Origin of the sequence: Candidatus Magnetominusculus dajiuhuensis (genome assembly GCF_046044395.1) — a bacterium.
Classification (GTDB): domain Bacteria; phylum Nitrospirota; class Thermodesulfovibrionia; order Thermodesulfovibrionales; family Magnetobacteriaceae; genus Magnetominusculus; species Magnetominusculus dajiuhuensis.
Genome location: NZ_JBJUSG010000052.1, coordinates 1 through 22,435, shown reverse-complemented (window position 1 = coordinate 22,435; position 22,435 = coordinate 1). Strand labels below are relative to the sequence as shown.

The 22,435-nt window shown below is 48.3% G+C and carries 20 protein-coding genes, 1 tRNA gene and 3 pseudogenes; 17 read left to right on the top strand and 7 right to left on the bottom strand.

Annotation, left to right across the window (positions count from 1 at the left end):
* Positions 1-47: 47 nt before the first annotated feature.
* From AB7D94_RS08780 to AB7D94_RS08760, 5 genes are all read right to left on the bottom strand, one after another.
* Positions 48-239: a hypothetical protein gene (locus AB7D94_RS08780; RefSeq protein ID WP_420265429.1), complete on the bottom strand. Its 192-nt coding sequence runs from the start codon at positions 237-239 to the stop codon at positions 48-50.
* 59 nt (positions 240-298) lie between these two features.
* Entirely contained in the window at positions 299-1,117 is an 819-nt protein-coding gene (locus tag AB7D94_RS08775; RefSeq protein WP_420265427.1) for an enoyl-ACP reductase FabI, read from the bottom strand.
* Entirely contained in the window at positions 1,114-1,557 is a 444-nt protein-coding gene (gene fabZ / locus AB7D94_RS08770; protein WP_420265426.1) for a 3-hydroxyacyl-ACP dehydratase FabZ, read from the bottom strand. Before fabZ ends, AB7D94_RS08775 begins: the two co-directional genes overlap by 4 nt.
* A 2-nt stretch (positions 1,558-1,559) precedes the next feature.
* Positions 1,560-1,769, bottom strand: a complete 210-nt coding sequence (locus AB7D94_RS08765; protein ID WP_420265431.1) for an acyl carrier protein — start codon at positions 1,767-1,769, stop codon at positions 1,560-1,562.
* A gap of 229 nt (positions 1,770-1,998) precedes the next feature.
* Positions 1,999-3,231: a beta-ketoacyl-[acyl-carrier-protein] synthase family protein gene (locus tag AB7D94_RS08760; RefSeq protein WP_420265425.1), complete on the bottom strand. Its 1,233-nt coding sequence runs from the start codon at positions 3,229-3,231 to the stop codon at positions 1,999-2,001.
* A gap of 400 nt (positions 3,232-3,631) precedes the next feature.
* Between AB7D94_RS08760 and AB7D94_RS08755 the strand changes: the two genes are divergently transcribed.
* The 17 genes and pseudogenes from AB7D94_RS08755 to AB7D94_RS08685 all read left to right on the top strand — a co-directional run bounded on the left by AB7D94_RS08755 (position 3,632) and on the right by AB7D94_RS08685 (position 21,463).
* Positions 3,632-4,909 (top strand): beta-ketoacyl-[acyl-carrier-protein] synthase family protein, encoded by a 1,278-nt coding sequence (locus AB7D94_RS08755; RefSeq protein ID WP_420265424.1) that lies wholly within the window; start codon positions 3,632-3,634, stop codon positions 4,907-4,909.
* A 27-nt stretch (positions 4,910-4,936) separates the two neighbouring features.
* Positions 4,937-5,386: a hotdog family protein gene (locus tag AB7D94_RS08750; protein ID WP_420265423.1), complete on the top strand. Its 450-nt coding sequence runs from the start codon at positions 4,937-4,939 to the stop codon at positions 5,384-5,386.
* Complete coding sequence (locus tag AB7D94_RS08745; protein WP_420265421.1) at positions 5,361-6,683, top strand: beta-ketoacyl-[acyl-carrier-protein] synthase family protein; 1,323 nt, start codon at positions 5,361-5,363, stop codon at positions 6,681-6,683. Before AB7D94_RS08750 ends, AB7D94_RS08745 begins: the two co-directional genes overlap by 26 nt.
* A gap of 324 nt (positions 6,684-7,007) precedes the next feature.
* Positions 7,008-7,535 (top strand): annotated as a pseudogene (locus tag AB7D94_RS17025) (MCP four helix bundle domain-containing protein); the annotation flags it as partial.
* Positions 7,536-7,601: 66 nt separating this feature from the next.
* Positions 7,602-8,675 carry a methyl-accepting chemotaxis protein gene (locus AB7D94_RS17020; protein WP_474373866.1) on the top strand — a complete coding sequence of 358 codons (1,074 nt, stop codon included), beginning with the start codon at positions 7,602-7,604 and terminating at the stop codon, positions 8,673-8,675.
* Positions 8,676-8,707: 32 nt separating this feature from the next.
* Positions 8,708-9,358: pseudogene (locus AB7D94_RS17015) on the top strand (Tll0287-like domain-containing protein); the annotation flags it as partial.
* An 87-nt stretch (positions 9,359-9,445) separates the two neighbouring features.
* Positions 9,446-10,423 (top strand): annotated as a pseudogene (locus tag AB7D94_RS17010) (methyl-accepting chemotaxis protein); the annotation flags it as partial.
* 56 nt (positions 10,424-10,479) lie between these two features.
* Positions 10,480-12,150: a methyl-accepting chemotaxis protein gene (locus AB7D94_RS08730; protein WP_420265417.1), complete on the top strand. Its 1,671-nt coding sequence runs from the start codon at positions 10,480-10,482 to the stop codon at positions 12,148-12,150.
* Positions 12,151-12,241: 91 nt separating this feature from the next.
* Positions 12,242-12,997 carry a 3-oxoacyl-ACP reductase FabG gene (gene fabG, locus AB7D94_RS08725; RefSeq protein WP_420265416.1) on the top strand — a complete coding sequence of 252 codons (756 nt, stop codon included), beginning with the start codon at positions 12,242-12,244 and terminating at the stop codon, positions 12,995-12,997.
* Positions 12,997-13,377, top strand: coding sequence for a holo-ACP synthase (gene acpS / locus AB7D94_RS08720; protein WP_420265415.1), 381 nt, complete (start codon positions 12,997-12,999; stop codon positions 13,375-13,377). Before fabG ends, acpS begins: the two co-directional genes overlap by 1 nt.
* A gap of 2 nt (positions 13,378-13,379) precedes the next feature.
* Positions 13,380-13,829: an ApeI family dehydratase gene (locus tag AB7D94_RS08715; RefSeq protein WP_420265414.1), complete on the top strand. Its 450-nt coding sequence runs from the start codon at positions 13,380-13,382 to the stop codon at positions 13,827-13,829.
* 2 nt (positions 13,830-13,831) lie between these two features.
* Positions 13,832-15,124, top strand: a complete 1,293-nt coding sequence (locus tag AB7D94_RS08710) for a beta-ketoacyl-[acyl-carrier-protein] synthase family protein (protein ID WP_420265413.1) — start codon at positions 13,832-13,834, stop codon at positions 15,122-15,124.
* 19 nt (positions 15,125-15,143) lie between these two features.
* The gene (locus tag AB7D94_RS08705; protein WP_420265412.1) at positions 15,144-15,917 is read left to right on the top strand and encodes a sugar phosphate nucleotidyltransferase; all 774 of its coding nucleotides are present in this window, start codon (positions 15,144-15,146) and stop codon (positions 15,915-15,917) included.
* Positions 15,892-16,893 (top strand): GHMP family kinase ATP-binding protein, encoded by a 1,002-nt coding sequence (locus AB7D94_RS08700; protein WP_420265411.1) that lies wholly within the window; start codon positions 15,892-15,894, stop codon positions 16,891-16,893. The genes AB7D94_RS08705 and AB7D94_RS08700 overlap by 26 nt, the downstream gene beginning before the upstream one ends.
* A 37-nt stretch (positions 16,894-16,930) precedes the next feature.
* A complete protein-coding gene (locus AB7D94_RS08695) occupies positions 16,931-19,417 on the top strand; it encodes a hypothetical protein (RefSeq protein ID WP_420265410.1) in 2,487 nt (828 codons plus the stop codon).
* A gap of 52 nt (positions 19,418-19,469) precedes the next feature.
* A tRNA-Cys gene (locus AB7D94_RS08690) sits at positions 19,470-19,542 on the top strand.
* Between the two features lie 133 nt (positions 19,543-19,675).
* Complete coding sequence (locus tag AB7D94_RS08685) at positions 19,676-21,463, top strand: ATP-binding protein (RefSeq protein ID WP_420265409.1); 1,788 nt, start codon at positions 19,676-19,678, stop codon at positions 21,461-21,463.
* Here the strand turns inward: AB7D94_RS08685 and coaE are convergent.
* Both coaE and AB7D94_RS08675 read right to left on the bottom strand, forming a co-directional pair.
* Positions 21,440-22,030, bottom strand: a complete 591-nt coding sequence (coaE, locus tag AB7D94_RS08680) for a dephospho-CoA kinase (RefSeq protein ID WP_420265407.1) — start codon at positions 22,028-22,030, stop codon at positions 21,440-21,442. The two genes, AB7D94_RS08685 and coaE, sit on opposite strands and share 24 nt — an antisense overlap.
* A gap of 10 nt (positions 22,031-22,040) precedes the next feature.
* Positions 22,041-22,283 carry an outer membrane protein assembly factor BamD gene (locus AB7D94_RS08675; protein ID WP_420265406.1) on the bottom strand — a complete coding sequence of 81 codons (243 nt, stop codon included), beginning with the start codon at positions 22,281-22,283 and terminating at the stop codon, positions 22,041-22,043.
* Positions 22,284-22,435: the final 152 nt, after the last annotated feature.

Here is a 22,435-nt window from a genome sequence, read left to right as displayed (position 1 = left end):
TAGGGATGCCCTCGCAGGGAAATCAACGGGTGTAGTTATTTAGACGCTTACGATAGTCTATTATCACTATCTATATATAATTCAACAAAACCATCTATAATTAAATAAAGGGGTATATCCTTGTATCCATTATTGATAAAGATAGTATCATGTTCTACAATACACTCTACTCCATTATTTAAAAACCACTGAATATCATCTTCATTTAGAATATCAAAAAATGGTATTATTTTATTCATATACGCCTCCCACTAAATGTGTTTATATTTTTTCTCACTCATATAATCCCCCCTAAGCTCTATGTATCTATCCCGATCTTATTCTTATAAAATATTTCAAGAACTTCTCTATCGAAGAGATTCACAATCATACCCGCATCTGCAACTACTGATTGCCCATTGATAGCACTTGAACTGCCGCTTAGTAAGAATGTTATCACGTTGGCAATTTCTTTTGTTTCAATTGCCTTTTTTCTAAACGTCAAACTTTCCGCATAAAGAGACAACTTTATGTAGTCTGGCAGTCCGGCGGCAGATGATGTTTTTATGACGTTGGCTGAAACAACGTTAAATCTGACCTGTGAAAATTGGCTGAACGACTGCGCCAGATATACCACCGATGATTCTAATGCGGCTTTGACAGGCGCCATATACCCGTAAGTTTCAACCGCTATTTTAGTAAATGGAACAGAAAGAGTTACCACTGAGGCGTTCTTATCGAGTATATCTTTAAAGGCATAAGACAAATTAATCAGAGAATAACACGAGATGTCGATAGCCTGTAGAAAATCTTTCTTTTTTGTCTCGTGAAACGGTTTTAGTCCTTCAGAAAAATTAGCAAATGCGATAGAGTGTAACATCCCATCTATTTTGGTGTGTAATGTTGAAATATCTCTATAGAGATTTTCTATCTCATCTTGTTTCTCGACATTACATGAAAAAATATTGGCATCAGGTATAAACTGTCGCACTTTCTCTTTGACGCCATCGTCTTTTACTACATAAATACACTCCGCCCCCTCTTGTTCAAGGCATTTGGCCGCATGGTACGCAATACTTTTTTTATTAAATACACCCACTATAAGAAATTTCTTGCCTTCTAACTGTAAAAAACTCATTTTAGCTCCATCACCCCTTTTTTCACTAAACCGCAAGCAAAGTCAAGGCTCACTGCCAATTTATTGTCAACTTTTGCCGCCCCCTTAAGATAATACACATTGCTCCTATTATCAATAATCTCAACGGACATCTCTATCGTATCTCCTGGTAATACCATTTTTTTGAACTTTATGTTGTTCATTCTGGTTACCACGGGGACGTCGTCCTTGATATTTTCTTTCGTTATGTGGGCAATCAATACCGCCCCTGTCTGAAGTATCGCCTCACATACTAACACCCCCGGCATTAAAGGAAACCCCGGATAATGTCCTTTAAAGAAATCTGCGTCGCCTGAGATATACTTCTTTGCCCGTATATGAGTGTCAGTAATATCTGCGACCTCATCTACAAACAAAAAAGGCTCCCTGTGCGGGATATAGTATTTAATAACGGTGTCCATATCTATTTTATTTTTGTTTCGAGGTAATCCAATGTGCTTTTCATCGTCCTCAAACTACCAAAATCACCATCAGGTATCTCTATCCTATACTTTTTCTGAATCGCCATAACAACATCAAGAAAATCCATACTGTCCATATCTACCATATTACTAAAAGGCACCTCCGTATCCTGAATACCCGAACAATCGTTTTCTGGCATAACCTCCTGCATTATTTCTATCACAGAACTCATGATGTCTTTTCTTGTCATTTTATATTTCCTCCGTTTGTATATATTTTAATTGCCAATGCAGTTAACCGTTTTTTTATAACCACCCACACACATGGATTCCTGCTTTCGCAGGAATGACAAAATTAGGTGTTTATTTGTTTTGCCTTGTCTGTCATTCCTGCGAAAGCAGGAATCCAGAGAAGCGTTAACTTCGTAGGCATTTATGTATTTATTCATATTTTTTTATAATTACCGTAGAATTAATACCTAACATGCCAAAGGAATTATTCAGGATATATTTTATGCCGTCCACTTTTTTATGCTCATTTCTTACGATATTTGTAATCATGCACTTAGGGTCGAGATTATCCAGATTTAGTGTCTGATGAACGAAACCATCGGTAAAAGAAGGTAGTTCACCCGCAAGCTCAAGCGCCCCGGCAGCCCCCATCGTATGCCCGATATAGCTCTTTGTATTGGTAATATAAACGTTATCATTATTACCGAATACACTATAGATTGCCTTACCCTCTGTTTCGTCGCCAAGCGGTGTTGATGTTGAGTGGGTATTTATTATGTCAATGTCGTTAGGCTTAATTCCCGCTTTATCGAGGGCCTTAGCCATACATTGAACCTGCCTCTCTCTGTCAGGCGCCACATAGTCGGTTGCGTCTGTGTTTATGGCATATCCCGCCAGCTCACCATATATGGTTGCCTTTCTTGATAAGGCATCGTCTAACCTTTCCAGTATATATAAACAACCGCCTTCCGAGATTACAATACCGTTTCTATCAATATCGAAGGGTCTGCAAGCTTTATGCGGGTCTGCATGATTAGCAAGGGCACCTTCGTTTTTAAAGCTGGCAAAAATTAGAAAACCCCTTATACTCTCTGACACTCCGCCGCATATTGCGTAGTCAACTTCGTCTAACATGAGCATCTGTGCGCCGTGGATAAGGCCAATGTTTCCCGCCGCGCACGCCGCCCCTACCGTGTAATGCGGCCCTGTTATTCCAAGATTCAGGGCTATTTCACCAGCAGGATTATTTGCTATTGCCTTTGGATTAAGAAGATGTGATATATATTTTAGGTTATATTCGTAATCCTTTATTGATAGAATTTCGTCTGTTGACTCGACAATTCCATGCTCGGTCGTTCCGACATATATACCTATATTGGACTTATCCAAATCGGCCAAATCAATATGAGCGTCTTTTAATGCCTCATGGGCGCAGTATATGCCAATTGATGCCGCCCGTGTGCCCCGTCTTCTCTCTTTTTTGGACTGATACTTGGTTTCATCATAATTACATACCCCAGCGATAACATCCCCCATAAGTTTCTCTTTAAAAAGAATAACACCTGACTTACCCTCAAGGAGATTCTTCCTAAACTCGGTAAGATTATTGCCGTTAGGCGCCGTTAAACCCACTCCTGTAATTACGATTCTTTCTCTTTTCATGTAATTTCCTCCACAGGTATGTTACGGTTTATTACAAGTCTTTAACGAATCTCTGATAATCAGACACGGCAAGAGATATTCTCACACCTATCCCGCCCTGAATTAGGGGAACTTCAGCCGTTAAATTGCCTATCTTTAGCGGCGGTAATGTCTTTCCAGCCATTGTATCTCAGCACCTATTCATAAATTTGTTTATCTATATATAAATCAATATCAAACATCTTGTATTATAGGGGGGGGGTAGAAAAAGTCAAGTCTTTTTTTAATAAATTTTAATTTTTTTTAAAATAAATTAAATAAAATTCTTCGTGAGGCAGTACGAGCTAACGGCATAACAAACGGAAAAAACCGTAAATCCCTTTACTTTTTTTGCCGTATTTTGGTACTAATTAATGCGAGCATGGACGAACAGGCTGTAATAACTGGAATCGGTGTGGTATGTGCGCTTGGCCGCACGCCTGATGAGGTATGGGAAGGTTTATTGGGCGGCAGGTGCGGCGCGGCCCGAATTGACTTTATTGATTTTGCGGAGTTTCCCTGCAAGTCGGCGGCCATAACCGCCTGTCCAACCCCGCAAGACCTCCATATCAGCCCGCGTGACGCCCGCATTATGAATACCCATTCGTTCTTACTAATGGAGAGCGCCGTACAGGCATATAAAAATGCCGCCATAGAGACTGCCCCTGAGATTACGCCTGATGCAATAGGGTTTTTCGCCGGACTTCCAATGGTTGACTACGAGACAGACGACCTCCTTGCGGCGGTGCTGAAGTCCTCTCTGCCAAAGGGCGGCCTCGACCATGACGCCTTTTATACGAAGGGCTATAGGGAGATATACCCACTGTGGCCTCTGTCAATGCTCAATAACATTGCCCTCTGCCAGAGTTCGGTAAGACTAAAAATTCAGGGAGAAAACGCGGTCTTCTCTGCCCATGCCGACTCCGGCGTCTCAGCAATAGCCGAGGGCATTGCCGCTGCGTTAAGCGGCAGGGCAAAGATAGTCCTTGCCGGAGGGGTAAGTGAAAAAATCACCCCGTCAAGCCTCGCACGAGGCCATATTGCCGGGGTTTTGAAATCACGTGAGGACGGCGTATTGTCATGCCGCCCGTTTTCCTCGCTTAGATGCGGGACAACTCCGGGCGATGGTGCCGGTTTTTTGGCAATTGAGACGCTGTCATCGGCAGTTGCCCGTGGCGTCTCTCCTATTGCCGCAATAATAGGATGGGGCAGGGCGTTTGGTATCGGCGACGATTTTTGCAGCGGCCCAACCGCCGCCGCGATAATAAATTCGATGAGTGCCGCCCTCTCAATGGCCGGACTGAGACCCGCGGACATCGGCCTTTTGATAGCCCACGGTGACGGCACTTCCACCGGCGATAAAAACGAGATCGAGGCCGTCAACGAGCTGTTTAAAAATTGCCCGATAAGCGTGATTTCCACAAAGGGCGCACTTGGCAACCTCTATGCCGCCGCCGCGCCGCTTGACACGGCAGTCGCCGCGTATGTGATAAAAACCGGCACAATCCCGCCGTCTCTATATTCCACCCCCGTAGATGAGGCCGTCCGCTTTGACATCGTCACAGAGAATCCTTTACAAAAGCGGGTCTCACGGGTTATGATCAACTGTAACAGTTACGAGGGCCAGGCCTCGTCGTTAATCATTGAGCGAGTGGCGTAAGTGCAATAACAAACAGGCGGTTTAATAATGAGATTTTTATTCTACGACAGCATAACCAGAATAGAAAAAGGCAAGGACATTAGCGGTATTAAGACCTTTGCCCTGTCCGAGGAATTTCTGCGCGGGCATTTCGAGAAAGTGGCCCTTGTGCCGGGCGTCATATTCATTGAGGCAATGGCGCAGCTTCTCGGTTGGCTCGTTATTTACTCCCACGACTTTAAACTCTCGCCGGTGTTGACACTCGTTGAAGGGGCAAAAATCCCATCGCGCCTTAGACCCGGCTTTAAGGCGGAAATACATGGAGAGATTATCTCTACCTCTAAGCGCGACACCCTGGGGACGGCCGCTATGTTTATAGACGGAGAGAAGATTGCCTCTGCTGACAGGATAATTTACAGCCACTTCGACAAGATAGACCCCGGCGAACTCTACCGGCGGTTTTGCTACTATAGTGGTAAACAAAGCAGTGAGTTTTAAAGCCAACAGAAGGGTTGTGGTAACGGGCCTTGGCATGGTTACCGCCCTGGGGCTGGAGGTTCGGGAGAACTGGGATAAGGCCCTTGCCGGTGTGTCCGGCGTGGCCAGCCTGCCCGATATTTATGATAAGGCGCTTCCCGGTGCCGCCAGCTCACCCGTACAGGCCGTTGCCGCAGTCAATGAACGGGACTGGGGGCGTGTAACAGATGAATTCCCCGAATATTCTGCCGACACAATGGAAAGACGCACGATGTTCACCCTCTGGGCGGCAAAAAAGGCGCTGACTGACGCCGGGCTGATTGAAAATCCTATCAGTCAACGGGGGCGCTTTGGGGCAGTCCTTGCCGCGGGATTGGGTATTAACCGCCTTGAGGATATAGCGCGCTGGACAGGCGGGGGCAAGTTTGACTTATCTGGATTCTCAAAGGAATATCATCAGGTTTGCGGCGATTCTATCATAAGAAATAACTCAAACCGTGCCGCTGCTGTGATAGCAAAACGATTTTCCCTTTTCGGCCCTAATGCCACAATAACCACGGCCTGCGCCTCTGCCACGCAGGCCATCGGCACGGCATTCAGGATGATTCGCCGCGGTGAGGCAGACGTAATCGCGGCGGGTGGGGCGGATTCTATGATAAACCCCATTGGGCTTGTCTTTTTCGTCCTCTTGCAGGCGGCCTGTCCTGGTTCTGAAAATGTAACGCGGTTGTGCCGCCCGTTTGACAGAAGGCGCTCCGGTCTCATAATGGGCGAAGGCGCTGGAATTGTCATTCTCGAAGAGTACGGCCACGCCATAAAAAGGGGGGCCTTGGTATACGCCGAGGTGGTGGGCTATGCCTCTACGATGGACGCATATCAGGTTACCGCCCCCATCCCCGACGGCAGAGGGGCGGCTGGCTCTATGTGCGCCGCCCTCAAAGACGCCGGTTTGGCCATAGACGACATAGACTATATAAACGCCCATGGCACGAGCACAAAGCTCAACGACGAGGCCGAGACAGCGGCCATTACCACGGTATTTAAAGAGCGCGCCAAAGACATTGCCATCAGCTCAAGCAAGTCCATGATAGGCCATCTGCTTGCGGCCTCAGGCGGGCCTGAGTTCATATTTACCGTCCTGAGTGTGGCAAACGACCAGATACACCCCACGATAAACCTGACCCATCCTGACCCTAAATGCCCCCTTGATTATGTCCCGATTGTCAAGCGCTCAAAGACAGTGCGCGCGGCCATTTCAAACTCATTCGGATTCGGCGGCCAAAACGCCTCCATAATAGCGAAAAAACCAGACGTTTAGATTATCAAGGACTCATGTCATTGTGTATTCAGGGCAAACGCATTTGAAAAATAAAGCAGAAGATACTTATGCAGTCATTCCGGCTTTGTTCTTTTCTGTCATTCCGGTGCTGTTGCTGTCATTCCGGCTTGTCCGGAATCTTCCCTTTAGTGGGAGTTTCAGAATGATTGTGCATATTCTGAGGCATAAGGACAGATTCCAGACAAGCCGGAATGACAAAAATAAGGGAGGCAATTTCAAATGCGTTTGCCCTGACTGTGTATTGCAATCATCAGCAATAAATAGTATAATTGACACATAACAGTATATAGGGGAGGAGTGAGAATGATAGGAAATATGGGAGTTTCAGCAAAGATGTCATTGTTAGCCGGTGTGACGATAATCTTAACTGCGGTTATATGTGTTTTAGGGTATGTGGGTGTTTCCGGGTTATCTTTGACGATTAATGAGATAAACACAGACGGGGTTATAGCCGGACGCGCGCTTGCCGACGCTCAGAATGCCCTGTGGCAGCTTCGTTATGGCATCTCTCAATACCTCGCTGTCCCTGACCCCGCGTCAAGAAAAAAAATAATCGAAGAAGGCCCGAAATGGATTAGCGCCGTAGAGGACAATCTAAAGATATTCTCATCCACAAAACTCAACGACGAGGGCAAGGCCACACTAAAGGAGATGTTGGACATCTTCGCCCAATACAAAGAGGCGCGCCCCAGGTGGCTTGAGTTAATGGAGGCGGGCAAGACGCAGGAGGCCGCCGATTTTCGCGCCAAAACAATTCTCATCTCAGGGGCGGGAAGCGTTAAACTCCTGAGTAAACTTATTGAAATTCAAACAAAGCAATGCGATAAGATAACCGCCTCGTCTGCCCCTGCCGCGTTTCACGCCAAAGGCAGGATAATCACCGTAGGGGTTGCCATTATGTTTGTGGTTACTGTTTTTGCCCTATGGATAAGGATGACTTTATTAAAGCAGCTTGGCGGTGAGCCTCATTATATTGCAAGCATAGCGCAGGGTGTGGCAGATGGGGATTTGACGATGAGATTCGGGACTGGGCGCGGCTCTGAGACCGGCATATTGCTCGCAATGAAGGGCATGGTCGGGAAATTAAGGGAAATAGTAGCCAGCGTGCGCTCAGCCGCTGACAACGTAGCGGCAGACAGCAATAAGCTATCATCAGGTGCTCAGCAGTTATCGGAGGGTGCCACAGAGCAGGCAGCCTCTGTGGAGGAGACATCGTCATCAATGGAACAGATGACCTCAAATATCAGGCAAACCTCCGATAATTCCAGACAAACAGAGGCAATCTCAACATCGGCGGCAAAGGACGCCCTTGAAGGCGGCAAGGCGGTCACAGAGGCCGTTGCCGCTATGAAAGAAATAGCCAGTAAGATTTCGATAATAGAGGAGATAGCGAGGCAGACGAACCTATTGGCGTTGAACGCGGCAATTGAGGCGGCAAGGGCCGGTGAACACGGCAAGGGATTCGCCGTCGTCGCCTCAGAAGTGAGAAAACTTGCGGAGCGCAGCCAAAAAGCGGCGGGTGAGATAAGTGAGCTATCCGCCTCAAGCGTGAGTATTGCGGAGCAGGCCGGCACGATGCTCAACAAATTAGTGCCGGATATACGAAAAACGGCCGATTTAGTGCAGGAGATAACCGCGGCGAGCAACGAACAGAACACCGGTGCGGAGCAGATAAACAAGGCTATCCAGCAGCTTGACAGGGTGATACAGCAAAACGCCTCAGCCGCGCAGCAGATGGCCTCAACCAGCGAGGAGCTGTCGTCGCAGTCAGAGCAACTGCAAGGTGTAATCGCATTCTTTAAGACCGGAGATGAGGGCGCATCAAAATTTCAGGCAAAGCGCAAACCTATGGCTTTGGCGCACCATGCAGCAAAGAGAAAGACACAGACGCCCGCATCGGCCAGAGGCAAATTCGTTGATTTAGAGGACAGCGAAGGCCAATCTGATGATGGTGGAATTGAAAGGTATTAACATGTGTTAAAATAGGCAGGGAGGAATGTGAAATGTCAAACGAAATTATGAAGAAAGTCAATTTTGGCACGAAGGTTTTGATTGTAGTGGCAATAAGTTTCATTGTCAGCTATGTGATTAATTTTATCTTCATAAAAGGCATTATAGAAAGAGACGCGCTAAATGCCCTGGTTATGAAGGCCAAAGCGATAACCGTCGAGGCGGAAAACGCCAGGAAATATGTGTCAGAGTTAAGGACAAGAAACTCCTTTGACGATGAGCATATGCTGGCTGACCTGAAAGTAAAAATTGCCGGTGCGAGCACCCCTGAGGCAATAATTGAAAAGGTAAGGACAACGGCCTATTACTATACAATTCCTGTGGTTGCCGGTTGGTCAGTGGCCGAGACGAAGACCGCCGATGCCGGTTATAAATTCAGGGTCGCTAAAGTTCAGGCTAGAAATAAAAATAATGAGGCCACGCCGGTAGAGCAGACTATGCTTCAGAAAATGGACTCAGAGAAGCGGGAAGACTACTGGATGATTGACAAAGAGGCCAATGCGTTAAGGTATATGAGGGCGGTGGTCTTAAGTTCTGATTGCATGATGTGTCACGGCACGGAGAAGGACTACCCCGCGGGTAAAGGATATGACCCGATTGGAATAAAAATGGAGGGATGGAAGGTTGGGGAACAGCACGGAGGATTTGAGATCATTGCAGATTTGAAGCCGATGAAAGATGTTGTATCATCTTCCCTGATGCAGTCTATACTTTTCGGTACGATAATAACAGCGGCAGTCATGATAATAATCTATATATTGATAAAACGCCTCGCAGTAAATCCTGTTAGAGAAATGAGGGAGCTGATAGGCAAGGTGGCAGAGGGAGACCTGACCGTTGCGGCAGAGGCAAAGACGGAAGACGATATAGGGATGCTTGCCCACGGCATGAACACAATGGTCGGGAAATTAAGGGAAATAGTAGCCAGTGTGCGCTCAGCCGCCGACAACGTAGCGGCAGGCAGCAATGAGCTTTCATCAGGTGCTCAGCAGTTATCGGAGGGTGCCACAGAGCAAGCGGCCTCTGTGGAGGAGACATCGTCATCAATGCAACAGATGACCTCAAATATCAGACAAACTACCGACAATTCCAGACAAACAGAGGCAATCGCAACCTCGGCGGCAAAAGATGCCCTCACCGGCGGCAAGGCGGTCACAGAGGCCGTTGCCGCGATGAAGGAGATAGCCAGTAAGATTTCTATCATTGAGGAGATATCAAGGCAGACGAATCTACTGGCATTAAACGCGGCAATCGAGGCGGCCCGCGCAGGTGAGCATGGCAAGGGCTTCGCCGTCGTGGCATCAGAAGTGAGAAAACTCGCAGAGCGCAGTCAAAAGGCCGCCGGTGAGATAAGTGAGCTATCCGCCTCAAGCGTGAGTATTGCGGAGCAGGCCGGTACGATGCTCAATAAATTAGTACCTGATATACGAAAAACGGCCGATTTAGTGCAGGAGATAACCGCGGCGAGCAACGAACAAAACACCGGCGCGGAGCAGATAAACAAGGCCATTCAGCAGCTTGACCAGGTAATCCAGCAAAACGCATCAGCCGCCGAGCAGATGGCCTCCACCAGCGAGGAGCTGTCGTCGCAGTCAGAGCAACTGCAAAGCGTAATCGCATTCTTTAAAACCGGAGATGAGGGCGTATCAGGATTTCAGGCAAAGCCAGGGCGTAAACCCATTGCATTGGCCCACTCAGAAGAAAGATAGAGGGGTATTAATATTACAAAAACTTTATTTGAAAAGGAGGAAGTATGCTTCAAAACATGAAAACTGGAACAAGGTTAGGTCTGTCGTTTGGAATTGTCGTAGTTTTGCTTTTAGTGGTAGCGATTGTGGGTATGAGCAGTCTTGGGAGTCTTAACAAAGGTGTGTCCGATTTAATCAAAGACGGCTATCCAAAGATAGCGGCGTGCAGCGGCTTGCTTGATAATATCAACGTGATAGCCCGTGCCATGCGTAATACGCTGTTATTGGACAATAAGGAGCAGATACACAAGGAGCTGGACAGGATTCAGGACGCAAAAAAGAAGATTGCCGCCAGTATAGACATACTTACGCGATTGTGTAAAAGTGAATCTGGCAGGGCAGGATTAAAGGCCATAACCGACGCAGGGGTGCTATATGCTCCGGGTCAGGAAGAATTTATGAAACTTGCGGCGGATGGCAAGCAGACCGAAGCAAGGGAATTTCTATTAACTAAGCTAAGGTCATTGCAGGCTGCATATATTGAAGCCGTTGAAAAGTTAAAAAAACATCAGGAAGAGCACATGGATAAATATGCTAAGCAAGCCGAAGAGGAATATAAATCCGCCCGCATATTAATCATTGCTTTATCCATAATAGCCGTAATCGCGGCGATAGTGATTGCCATGTGGATAACAGTGAGTTTATTAAACCAGATTGGCGGCGAGCCTAATTATATAGCAAGTATAGCGCAGGGCGTTGCAGACGGGGACTTAACGATGAGATTTGATACCGGGCGGAAGTCTGAGACCGGCATATTGATGGCAATGAAGGGCATGGTCGGGAAATTAAGGGAAATCGTAGCCAACGTACGCTCAGCTGCAGACAACGTAGCGGCAGGCAGCGGCGAACTATCGTCGGGTGCCCAGTCGTTGTCAGAGGGTGCTATAGCCCAGGCGGCCTCCGTGGAGGAGACATCGTCTTCAATGGAACAGATGACATCGAACATCAGGCAGACCACCGATAATTCCAGACAAACAGAGGCAATCGCAACCTCGGCGGCAAAGGATGCCCTTGAAACCGGCAAATCAGTTACAGAGGCCGTCAATGCCATGAAGGAGATAGCCAGTAAGATTTCTATCATAGAGGAAATAGCAAGGCAGACAAATCTATTGGCGCTAAACGCGGCAATTGAGGCAGCCCGCGCAGGTGAACATGGCAAGGGATTCGCCGTAGTGGCATCAGAGGTAAGGAAACTTGCAGAGCGCAGTCAAAAAGCAGCCGGTGAGATAAGCCAACTCTCCGCCTCAAGCGTGAATATCGCCGAGCAGGCCGGCTCAATGCTTAATAAACTAGTGCCGGATATACGAAAGACGGCAGACCTCGTACAGGAGATAACCGCGGCGAGCAACGAGCAAAACACAGGCGCGGAGCAGATAAACAAGGCCATTCAGCAGCTTGACCAGGTAATCCAGCAAAACGCCTCCGCGGCGGAGCAGATGGCCTCAACCAGCGAGGAGTTGTCGTCGCAGTCCTCACAACTGCAAGGCGCGATTGCATACTTTAAGACCGGCGCTGAGGGATCCTCTAAATTTCTGCCAAAACCCAAGCGTAAACAACCGGCATTAGCGCACCAGACTGCCGCCCCAAGACCTAAGACACACACCCCCGCGGCACCGTCCAAAGGTACGCTCCTTGATTTAGAAGACAGCAAAGACCACACTGACGATGGCGAATTTGAAAAGTATTGACATAATTTGACAAAAGCCGATGTTCTGGCATAGAATGACGCTGGACTAGGACACGGCAACAGGAGTGCTGACTATTGAGTTCGGGTAATGGATGCGCATAGATTTAAGTGGTAAAACGGCTCTGGTTACGGGCGGGGCACGGGGCATAGGGCGGCAGGTGTGTCTCAGGTTAGCCGCCGCCGGTGCTGTGGTGATTATTAATTACGCCAAATCATCTGAGGCGGCCCTGTCCTTACAATCTGAAATTGACCAAAACGCAGGGCACGCCGCCGGTATTTTTCAGGCCGATGTCTCCAAAGAAGACGAGGTTAGAGCCATGTTCGATTTCATCAAAAAGACATACAAGAGGCTCGACATATTGGTGAACAACGCCGGTGTAATAAAAGACAACCTGCTGATAGCCATGGAGCAGTCCGAATGGGACAAGGTGCTCAATGTAAACCTGAGGGGGACGTTTTTGTGCTCTAAATATGCCGCCGAGCAGATGATGGCAAACAAGAGCGGGCGAATTGTGAACATTGCCAGCGTTGCGGCAGTTAAGTGTTCCCGCGGCCAGGCCAACTACGCGGCGTCAAAGGGCGGTATCGTCTCATTCACAAAGGCCTGTGCCGTTGAGCTTGCCCCTAAGGGGATACTGGTAAACGCCATTTTGCCGGGCATGATAGAAACGGACATGAGCGCGCGGGTAAGGAAAAGGGCGGGAGATGCGATACTCTCGGCGATTCCCCTTGGCAGGATTGGCACCCCGGATGAGGTGGCAGCCCTTGCCGTGTTTCTTTCTTCCGACCTGTCAAGTTACATAACCGGACAGGCAATCCCCGTTGACGGCGGCATGACGGTATCATAGTGCGCCTCTATCAGGGAATAGACATCGTGAACGTTGAAAGGCTACATGCGGTGATGGACAGAAACGAGGCCTTCGCCTCGGATGTATTCACACAGCGGGAGCGGGAGTACTGCCTACGGCACAGGCATCCGCATGTACACTTTGCCGGGCGTTTTGCCGCCAAAGAGGCGTTTTTAAAGGCGATAGGCGTGGGGTTTTCGACCATCGGCGTGTTTAGCGCCATAGAGGTCTCTGTTATGCCTTCGGGTCGGCCAACCTTAGAGCTTAACGGGTGGGCGGACAGACTGGTTAGAAGGCTGAGGGCACAAGAGGCAACTGTCTCTATCTCTCATACGCCGCAGTTCGCCGTGTCGTCAGTAATATTGTTAAGGGGACAATGAATGTGAGATATTTACTTGTTGATAGGGTCCTGGACTGGACGGCAAATGAGCGGATTCGGGGTATAAAGAATGTAGCAATGACGGAGGATTTTTTGGAGTTTCATTTCCCGGGCAATCCGGTAATGCCCGGTGTGCTGACCATAGAGGCACTTGTGCAGCTTGCGGGATGGTTATGTGCGGCGTCGTCAGATTTCAAGGGATGGTTTTTGCCGTCCTCTGTGGATAACTGCAAGTTTTACGGCCTTGCCATGCCCGGCGACCAGTTGGAACTCACAGTAGAGGCCGTCTCATATGGAGCCGACAAGGCAGCCTTTAAAGGTGTGGGCACGGTCATGGGCAAGAAAAAGGCAGTGGCGCAATTCAGTGGTGATATTGTCCGGTTAGACGAAATCGGAGACGCACAGAAGGAGCGCAGATTCTTTAAGATATTAATGAGGGAGCTGGGTCTTTAGACATGGATAAAAGGGAAGTAGTAATAACCGGCATGGGGCTTGTTACCGCATTAGGGTCGGGGGCCGTGGAAAATTGGGAAGGCGTAAAGGCCCTCAAAACGGGAGTTACACGCCACCCGCAAGAAGGCTGCCCCGTAGCTATGCAGTACTTCGGCAATGTGAAAGAGGTGGAATATCCATACGATATACCGAATAAGCTCACAAGCCAGATGAAATTCCTAAACAGAGGCTCAACACTCGGATTTGCGGCCGCACTTGGCGCCGTAAAAGACAGCCGGATAGGGTTTCCTGATATGAACGAAACTTCACCCGGGCGCCGGGCGCTTTTCATAGCAACCGGGGATTTTTCTAAATTGGGGTATGATTTCTTTTATCCCGCCACAAAAGGGGCGACAAATGGCCGGTGGAAGGACATTGACTACGTGAAACTTAACACGTTGACGTTAAACAAGGTAAATCCATTTTTTCTGCTTGAATCAATATCGAATAACCTGTTTAGCGCGCTGTCAGCGTTTCTGGATTTTAAGGGGCCAAACACCACGCTTGCCAGCCTGTCGCCGTGTGGCGGGCAGGCACTGGAGCTTGCCGCAAGGAGCATAAGGCAGGACAGGGCTGATATTGCCGTTGCCGTAGGCTGTGGAAGCTGGATTAACGAAATACCCATGTACGAGCTGGAGGGACTTGGCCTGTTATCGGCATGTCAGAGCGGCGCTGCCTCTTACAGGCCGTTTGATAAGAGGAGAGACGGGTTTATCCCCGGCGATGGGGGCGCTGCCATAGTGCTTGAGGAAAGACAAAGCGCACTGAGGCGCGGTGCCACAATATACGGCACGATAATGGGATTTGGAAATGCCATAGAACACGCCGAAGGCCCTGGGGTCAGCGTGCCTGAGCGCGTGACCGAACTGTGCATAACAGAGGCGCTCAATAACGCAGGCGTACATATATCAGACCTCGCCTTCATTTCCCCGCATGGAAGCGGCACAAAAAAAGGTGACCGCTCAGAACTCAATTCTCTTGACAGCGTTGCGGCAGATAACGAAATAGCGCTTTGCGCACTGAAACCCTATACAGGGCACATGGCAGCGGCAAGCGACATCGCTGAGATAATAATCTCGGTGTTGGGCGTAAGGGAGTCAATCGTGCCGGCCACGCTTAATTTCAATGAAACAGAAAAGGAATACTCGCACCTGAAACTCTCAAACACTCAACAGCCGTGCCGCAGTGAGAAGTTTCTATCCATAAGCTACGGCATAGGCGGGCAATCCTCAGCCGTGGTTATCAAAGGGCGTTGAGTGTGAGGAGCCGCTCAAGGTGCAGGACACAGACGTAATCATACTTGCTGGTGGGCTGGGTATGAGGCTTAGGCCGGTTGTGGATGGCCTGCCTAAGGTACTCGCCCCTGTTGCTGGTAGGCCATTTCTTGATATTTTACTTGGATATTTAAACAGGTGGGTATTCATAAGGAGGGTCGTTATTGCCGTTGGCTTCATGGCTGATAAGATAATCAGGGAATACGACGGCCCTTGCGGGTATAATTTTGAAATCCTGTTTTCCCGCGAAGACAACCTCCTCGGCACAGGGGGGGCTGTCATAAAGGCCGTTGCGCATACAAAGACCCCTGAGGTCATTGCCATAAACGGCGATACGTTTGCGGAGGTAGATTTTGAGGATTTTGTCTCGGTTCATGTAGAGCAAGGTGCCGCGATGACTATTGCCCTCAGACAGATGAGTGGCGCTAACAGATACGGCACTGTTGCCATAAACGCCGTGGGCAGGGTGGTTTCATTTCACGAAAAGACGCCAAGGCACACCGATGGCCTTATCAATGCCGGCGTATATGTGTTTCACAGGGAGTTGTTTGACCACGCCACAGGCGCAGAGGGCGGTGCGGCCATTTCGCTTGAGAGGGATATCCTGCCGTCGCTTTTATCTGACGGCGGCGATATCAGGGGATATGTCTTTAGGGGCAGGTTTATTGACATAGGAGTGCCGGAGGCGTATAATGTAGCTGGTGATTACCTTTTTGGCGACACTGATTGCGGTGGGCGCGGCATCTTAAATGATAATATCGAGAACTCCACATAGGATTTCATTTTTCGGCGGCGGTACCGACTACCCGGACTACTATATGAAGCACTGCGGCAAGGTACTTGGTGCCTGCGTGGATAAGTACTGCTACCTGAGCGTCAGGCGGCTGCCCCCGTTTTTTGACCATAAACACAGAATAGTCTACTCGAAAATAGAAAATGTCAGCGACATAAACACAATCAGACACCCGTCCGTAAGAGAGACCCTGAAATATTTCAAGGTTGACTACGGTGTTTCTATCCATCACGACGGCGATATTCCGGCAAGGAGCGGTATGGGCTCAAGCTCCGCCTTCACAGTTGGCCTGATTCACAGTCTCTATGCCCTGCAGGGAAGGATAGTGTCCAGGGAGGATTTGACGCGCGAGGCCATTCATATTGAACAGGAGTTGATCAGGGAACATGTCGGCTCACAAGACCAGACATTTGCCGCCCACGGTGGCCTGAATGTGATAAATTTTCTGGCAAACGGCAAAATCATCGTTGAACCTATTGTTATTAACCGCCACAGGCTCGTAGAATTCGAAAGCAGCCTCATACTTGTTTACACCGGCATCTCAAGAATCGCGTCCGAGGTTGCGGGAGATAAGATTAAAAATATTCCGAAAAACGAAAAGAATCTTTCGTATATGAAAGACATCGTAGATGAGGCATATGACATACTTGTAAACAGCAACAGAGACCTGAGGGAGTTTGGGCGGCTTATGAATCAATCGTGGAACTTGAAAAAAACCTTGTCCACTATGGTGTCGAATTCAGAAATAGACACTATTTATGAGCGCGCCCTTGCAAGCGGGGCAGTTGGCGGGAAGTTGTTAGGGGCCGGAGGAGGCGGCTTTATGGTATTTTTTGTGGAGCGGGAAAAACATGGCGCATTCAAACACGCCCTTAGTGACTACCTCCATGTGCCTTTCAGTTTTGATTTCGACGGCTCGAAAATTATAGTCTATCAACCGCAAAGGAGGCCGCTGTGAAACCTTCCCTGTACCGCCTTTAATCAAAACCGCTCACATGTTTAAAGAATACGTAGAGGAATATATATTAAAAAACGGGAGGAGGACTGCCCTGTTTTTTATACTGCTTGCGGCGGTGTTTTTCATAGACAAGCTGGTGCTGGGGCCTTTGGCCGCCGTAGTGCTTCATGACGTGTTCGAGACGGATTTCCCAAGATTTAAGGCAATGGGGGAGCTGTTATTGCGGCATGGCCCATATTTCTGGTATCCGAACTGGCCTGGCGGGATACCGGCATACGCGTGTCAGCACGGCCCGCTTTACATTCTGAATATAGTATCACAGTTTTTACCTCTCTGGGCGGTTTACGCCGGATTGCTTATTGCTATGATGTCAGCGGCCGGTTATGGAATGTACAGATTTCTTAGCGGCTATTTGAACGCCGCGGGTTGGGTGGCAGTGGTCGGAGGTGTGTATTTTGCCTTGAATATGCAGTTGTGGAGTCCTTTTATCCTGTATATTTTTAGTTATGCCTTTCCGCTTTATTTTGCACTGTCCTGGCCAGGTGGGTGTGGCAGCCAGAAGGGCCTGATAATGAGGTTGATAGTATTAAATTTGATTGTGGCACTGTCATATCCCGTGCTGACGCTGCCATATTTTTTCATCTTAGAGGTGCTGGTAATAGTGCTGCTGCCGCCCGAAGGACAAAACGCGGGGCTTAGGCGTCTGATAAAGACCTCGCTGGTGTGGTTTGGGTATATTCTGGTATGTATGCCCGTGCTTTATGCCCTCTATAAGTACATACCCTTTACAAGCAGGACATATGTGTATGAGACGGCCTCCCTTGCGGGATTTCTGAAAAGTCTCGCCAACGGCTTCACAGTGTCTTCGCTGCAGACGATGACCCTGATTCCAATTGTCGGCGCAATTGCCATATCGAATACATCCGGCAGGGTGCGGCGCAGTTTAGGAGTCCTCTGTGTCGTTGTATTTTTATATGCCGTTTTTACTTCGGGGTTGAAGGTAATATTCAGGGGTACGCTCTTTGAGAAAATGGACCTCGCCCACATAACCACCGTATTTCCGATTGTTATGACAATGGCGGCGTTTGTGGCAATTGATGAGGCCATCAAAGACCGGAGGCTTGTCAGGCGTTTTCTAATCGGGGGAATCATCGGAGTGGCCTGCGCGGTCTTTGCCGTATTTATCGCTAAGACACTTGAGACGCAGGGTATACAATTGCTTATATTAAACATCAGCAGTGGCATTTTTATCTCGCTAATGATTTTGACTGCCACAGGTGAAGAGGCTTTTCTCTTCCCGAAATTGGCGAGAAATCCGGTGGCCATATTTATTGTCAGTTGTGCGGCTATTGAGGCGGTATTGTATTTCAGTCCCAGGAAGGCCGCGCCAGTGGATCTGGTTTCGATTGCCCCTGTTTTGGTAGTTTTGATGTGTGCCTTGTTCTGGTCTATCAATAAGCTCTCAGGCGCTTTTCAGAAACAGGGACAGTTAACCGCTATGTTGATTATGGCGATTGGGGTTATAATCTTTTTTCAGGTGAGATTTACACGGTTTTTTGGTGAGGAATGCGTGCCTTATATCAGTATTTTCCCTAACATTGATGTACTGGAGGCTATTAAACAGGAAAACAGTTACAAGCCGTTGCGAGTGGCCTCTCTTAATCCGGGGACGATTCCCTTAATCCAGTCACAAGGATTTGAGACACCCGATGGCAGAGGTCCGCTTTTTAATAAATCTTACAGGGAGTTTTTCAAAGTCGTAATAAACCAGCAGCTTTCAGACCCGGGGTTTCTTCCATATTTCGAGAGCTATTGGTATAACTTATTTATATCAAACTTCACGGCGAACATAACATTTTCCCCATATGCTTTTTTGAATACAAGATATATTGTAACGCAGGGAGTTTCTTCTAAACCATTGAACAGCTCATTAGAGTTGGTCTACGACGGGAATTCTATCGGCAAACATCCGGGACTAATCGGCAACTTGATGAGACTCTACTCAAGACCGATAGCAATTCTTAGATTTAAGGACGCTTTTGACAGGGTTTACCTCGTGAAAACCATTATAACGCTGGAGTCAGACAAGGCCGTCTATGATACCCTTGTGAATACGGAGGGGGCGGCGTTATTTAATACCGTTTATATTTCGGGCAAGGACGCCCCTTCATCCCCGCCTGATGGCATAGACGACGAACAATTTAAGAAAAACCAGATGGCGCTTAAAGGTTATTCCCCTGATGAGATCAGCCTTAAACTAGAGCTTGCCACGCCGGTAGCCATTGTACTCTCAAACAACTATGCCCCAAACTGGCGGGCATACGTTGATGGCCGTGAAACGAGGGTATTCAGGGCAAATCTTGCGTTTCAAGCCATAATAATCAAAGACGTCGGCCCCCATAGTGTCGTCTTCAGGTATGAAGACAGGGCGCAGAAATTTACGCTCATCCTTATACCAATTGGTATGCTGGTCTTCAATTACTTCATAATCACCGGCGGCAGAATTTTTTTCACGCGGCCTTAAATTATTCCAATGGAAAAGAAATGCCTGTTTGTGTTATATTTAACCTAGCAATGGCGGCGTACCCAAGCGGCTAAGGGGGAGGTCTGCAAAACCTTTATGCGCCGGTTCAAATCCGGCCGCCGCCTCTTTAACCCGTTTGTAACTGGCCCATATGTTAGTATTAGTCGTGGTCTTACACAGGGATAGGCCGATGAAGATGTGTAGAGACATAAAAGCTGGGGGTGGGGGCGCGCCTGAGCGTGGGCGCTATTGACCGCTGTGGATACTGAAGAGTTAAACCTTCTTGTCATAGGCGATGTGCCGGGTACCGGGGGACTGTGTGGTCGGGTATCAGGGGCAGGTCGCGGGTATAGGTTGCAGCAGGCCGGGTCGTTAGAGGAAGGGCTGCACTTCTGTAACAACAACACCTGTGGCTGTATTGTGTTGAGTTATCATTGTTTTGGCGAAGCCGTGCTTGCGTTTTTAGAACATCTGCAGGATAGAATCGGGCATTTAAGGATACCTGTTGTTGTGCTTGACGCAGGAGACACTGAGGCAACTGCGATACAGGTGATGAGACTTGGCGCCTCAGACTATCTGGTAAAAGAAAATCTTAATCAGGACGCCCTGTGTAAGTCAGTTCAATACGCACTGGCAATACATCAATCCGAGCGGGAGCGTGCGCACACCAGAGAGAACCTTATACGGAGCAACAATCTTTTGGACGCCATACGATACATCCAGTCGAAGTTCATTCTTTCACCCAACCCGCGCGCGCTTATGAATGAGCTGCTTGCGATGCTGCTGTCTCTGACAAGCAGCGAATTTGGGATAATCGGTGAGGTCTTAACAGACGAAGATGGAAAGGAATATTTAAGTACCTTTGCCGTGTCCAACATAGCGGGGAACGAGCAGACCCGCAAGCTGTTTGACAAGAATATGGAAAGTGGATTTAAGTTTCTCAACATGGACAATTTAATTGGCCCAATAATAAAGACCGGCAAGGCGTTCATATCGCCTGCCCCGTCCAACGACCATATACGTGGGGCGATGCCCGATGGACACCCGGAGTTGAAGTCTTTCATGGTGACGCCGATAGATAGTGGAGAAAAGCTTGCGGGGTTTGCCATGATAGCAAACAGAGACGGCGGGTATGACGAGGAACTTATCGAATTTCTTCAACCTTTTTTTGCCGCCTGCGGCAATATAATTGAGGCATACCGAAACTATCAGCAGCGTATTAAGGCAGAGGATGAGCTGCGGGAGTTAAACACAGGCCTGGAACAGAGGATACGAAAAGAGGCTGAGAGGAGATTAGTTCAGGAGCGCCTCCTGATACAGCAGTCAAGGATGGCCGCTATGGGAGAGATGATAAGCGCGATTGCCCACCAGTGGAAACAGCCCTTGAACACGCTTGCGCTGATGGTTCAAAATATGGAGGAAGACCTTGAGGAAAATAAGATAGACCGCCTGTATGTCAATAACGTTATCGTCGAATCAATGAAACTCATCAACTACATGGCTGAGACTGTCGAGGATTTCAGGAATTTCTTTAAGCCCGCAAAGGACATGTCGCCCTTCAGTTTAAAAAAGGCGGTTGAGGACATCCTGGCGCTTATATATCTGCAATTTATAAAGAGAAATATAGACGCTACGGTGGAATGTAAAGGTGACCCGATGATACTGGGCTACCCAAATGAATTCAAGCAGGCTATATTAAACCTCGTAAACAATGCAAGGGATGCCATAATGGAGCGAAAGCGCCGGTTAAAAGGGACAATGGGGCGGGGGCGTATCTCTATAAAGATAACTGAGGACAGAGAAGACGCCGTAGTGCAGATATGCGACAATGGGGGCGGCGTGAGGGAGGATATAGTCAATAAGATATTCGATCCATATGTTACGACAAAAGGCGAAAAAGGCACAGGGATAGGACTTTACATGTCCAGGAGCATCGTAGAGAAGAACATGAATGGCCGATTGGAGTTCAACAATATAAAAGACGGCGCGTGTTTTACCATCTATATGCCGCTTCTGTGCGCGCTAAACATTGCGCCGATGTCGTAATTTTAATAACCGGTAGATTTCTTTCACCTGTTGCCGCGTACTGGCGATGTCCTTGGCGTTGATGATGACGAAGTCTGAGCTTGCGGCCTTTTGTTCATCGGGGATTTGGCAGGCAAGTCTTTTTGTGATGTCCTCCTCTGAGAGTTTGCCTTTTTTGCCGAGCCTTTCATAGACAATCTCTTTTGGGGCGGTAACGGTGACTACCACATTGACCTCGCCCGTGAAGCCGCCTTCAAAAAGAAGGGGTATCTCGGCGATAGTCATCTCATCGGGCAGCGCAAACTGCTTGATTTCTCTCATTACGGCAGGATGGACAATCCCCTCAAGTTTCCTTCGCAGCCCCTCGTTATCGAAGACAACCTTTGCGGTTTTTTTCCTGTCAAGGCTGCCGTCCACTGAAAAGACATCGCTTCCAATGGCCGCCCTTATCTTTGTCCTGATGTCTTCCTCACCGAGAAGACGTCCTACTATTTCGTCGGCGCTAATGACACGCGCCCCAAGTGCTTCAAACAGACCCAGCACGGTTGTCTTGCCGCTTCCAATATTCCCTGTGAGGCCGACTAACATAGTGTCTGATTCACTTTTGTGATTCTGACGGGGAGGCCGGGTTGAGTTTTTCAAGGCGTTCTTTAGATTTCTGAGCGTACCCGGTGTTGGGATGCCTTCTTATGATCTCTTCATACAACTCTTTAGCGTGTTTAGGATTGTTTTGAAGTTCCTCAAGCCGGGCAGTCTCAAACATAGACTTAGGGCTGTCCCCCACGCAGGAACTAAGCAGGACGGCCACCACCGCAACGATTGTAAATATATACCGCTTCATTGGTTACTATGATAACATTTGACAGTGAGGAAATGACAGAATCGAAGACGGCCATACAAGGTCAATCGCATTAGAAAATTTCAATAGCCATTTCGCCCTCTGGATTCCAGCTTTACCGTGAAAATCCTATGGAGCTAGGGCACACACCTCCC

Bases quoted from the DNA above. Each gene is read 5' to 3' on its own strand.
- AB7D94_RS08780 (WP_420265429.1), bottom strand. From the start codon at position 239: ATGAATAAAATAATACCATTTTTTGATATTCTAAATGAAGATGATATT.
- AB7D94_RS08775 (WP_420265427.1), bottom strand. From the start codon at position 1,117: ATGAGTTTTTTACAGTTAGAAGGCAAGAAATTTCTTATAGTGGGTGTA.
- fabZ (WP_420265426.1), bottom strand. From the start codon at position 1,557: ATGGACACCGTTATTAAATACTATATCCCGCACAGGGAGCCTTTTTTG.
- AB7D94_RS08765 (WP_420265431.1), bottom strand. From the start codon at position 1,769: ATGCAGGAGGTTATGCCAGAAAACGATTGTTCGGGTATTCAGGATACG.
- AB7D94_RS08760 (WP_420265425.1), bottom strand. From the start codon at position 3,231: ATGAAAAGAGAAAGAATCGTAATTACAGGAGTGGGTTTAACGGCGCCT.
- AB7D94_RS08755 (WP_420265424.1), top strand. From the start codon at position 3,632: ATGGACGAACAGGCTGTAATAACTGGAATCGGTGTGGTATGTGCGCTT.
- AB7D94_RS08750 (WP_420265423.1), top strand. From the start codon at position 4,937: ATGAGATTTTTATTCTACGACAGCATAACCAGAATAGAAAAAGGCAAG.
- AB7D94_RS17020 (WP_474373866.1), top strand. From the start codon at position 7,602: ATGTTTGTGGTTACTGTTTTTGCCCTATGGATAAGGATGACTTTATTA.
- AB7D94_RS08730 (WP_420265417.1), top strand. From the start codon at position 10,480: ATGAAAACTGGAACAAGGTTAGGTCTGTCGTTTGGAATTGTCGTAGTT.
- fabG (WP_420265416.1), top strand. From the start codon at position 12,242: ATGCGCATAGATTTAAGTGGTAAAACGGCTCTGGTTACGGGCGGGGCA.
- AB7D94_RS08710 (WP_420265413.1), top strand. From the start codon at position 13,832: ATGGATAAAAGGGAAGTAGTAATAACCGGCATGGGGCTTGTTACCGCA.
- AB7D94_RS08700 (WP_420265411.1), top strand. From the start codon at position 15,892: ATGATAATATCGAGAACTCCACATAGGATTTCATTTTTCGGCGGCGGT.
- AB7D94_RS08695 (WP_420265410.1), top strand. From the start codon at position 16,931: ATGTTTAAAGAATACGTAGAGGAATATATATTAAAAAACGGGAGGAGG.
- coaE (WP_420265407.1), bottom strand. From the start codon at position 22,030: ATGTTAGTCGGCCTCACAGGGAATATTGGAAGCGGCAAGACAACCGTG.
- AB7D94_RS08675 (WP_420265406.1), bottom strand. From the start codon at position 22,283: ATGAAGCGGTATATATTTACAATCGTTGCGGTGGTGGCCGTCCTGCTT.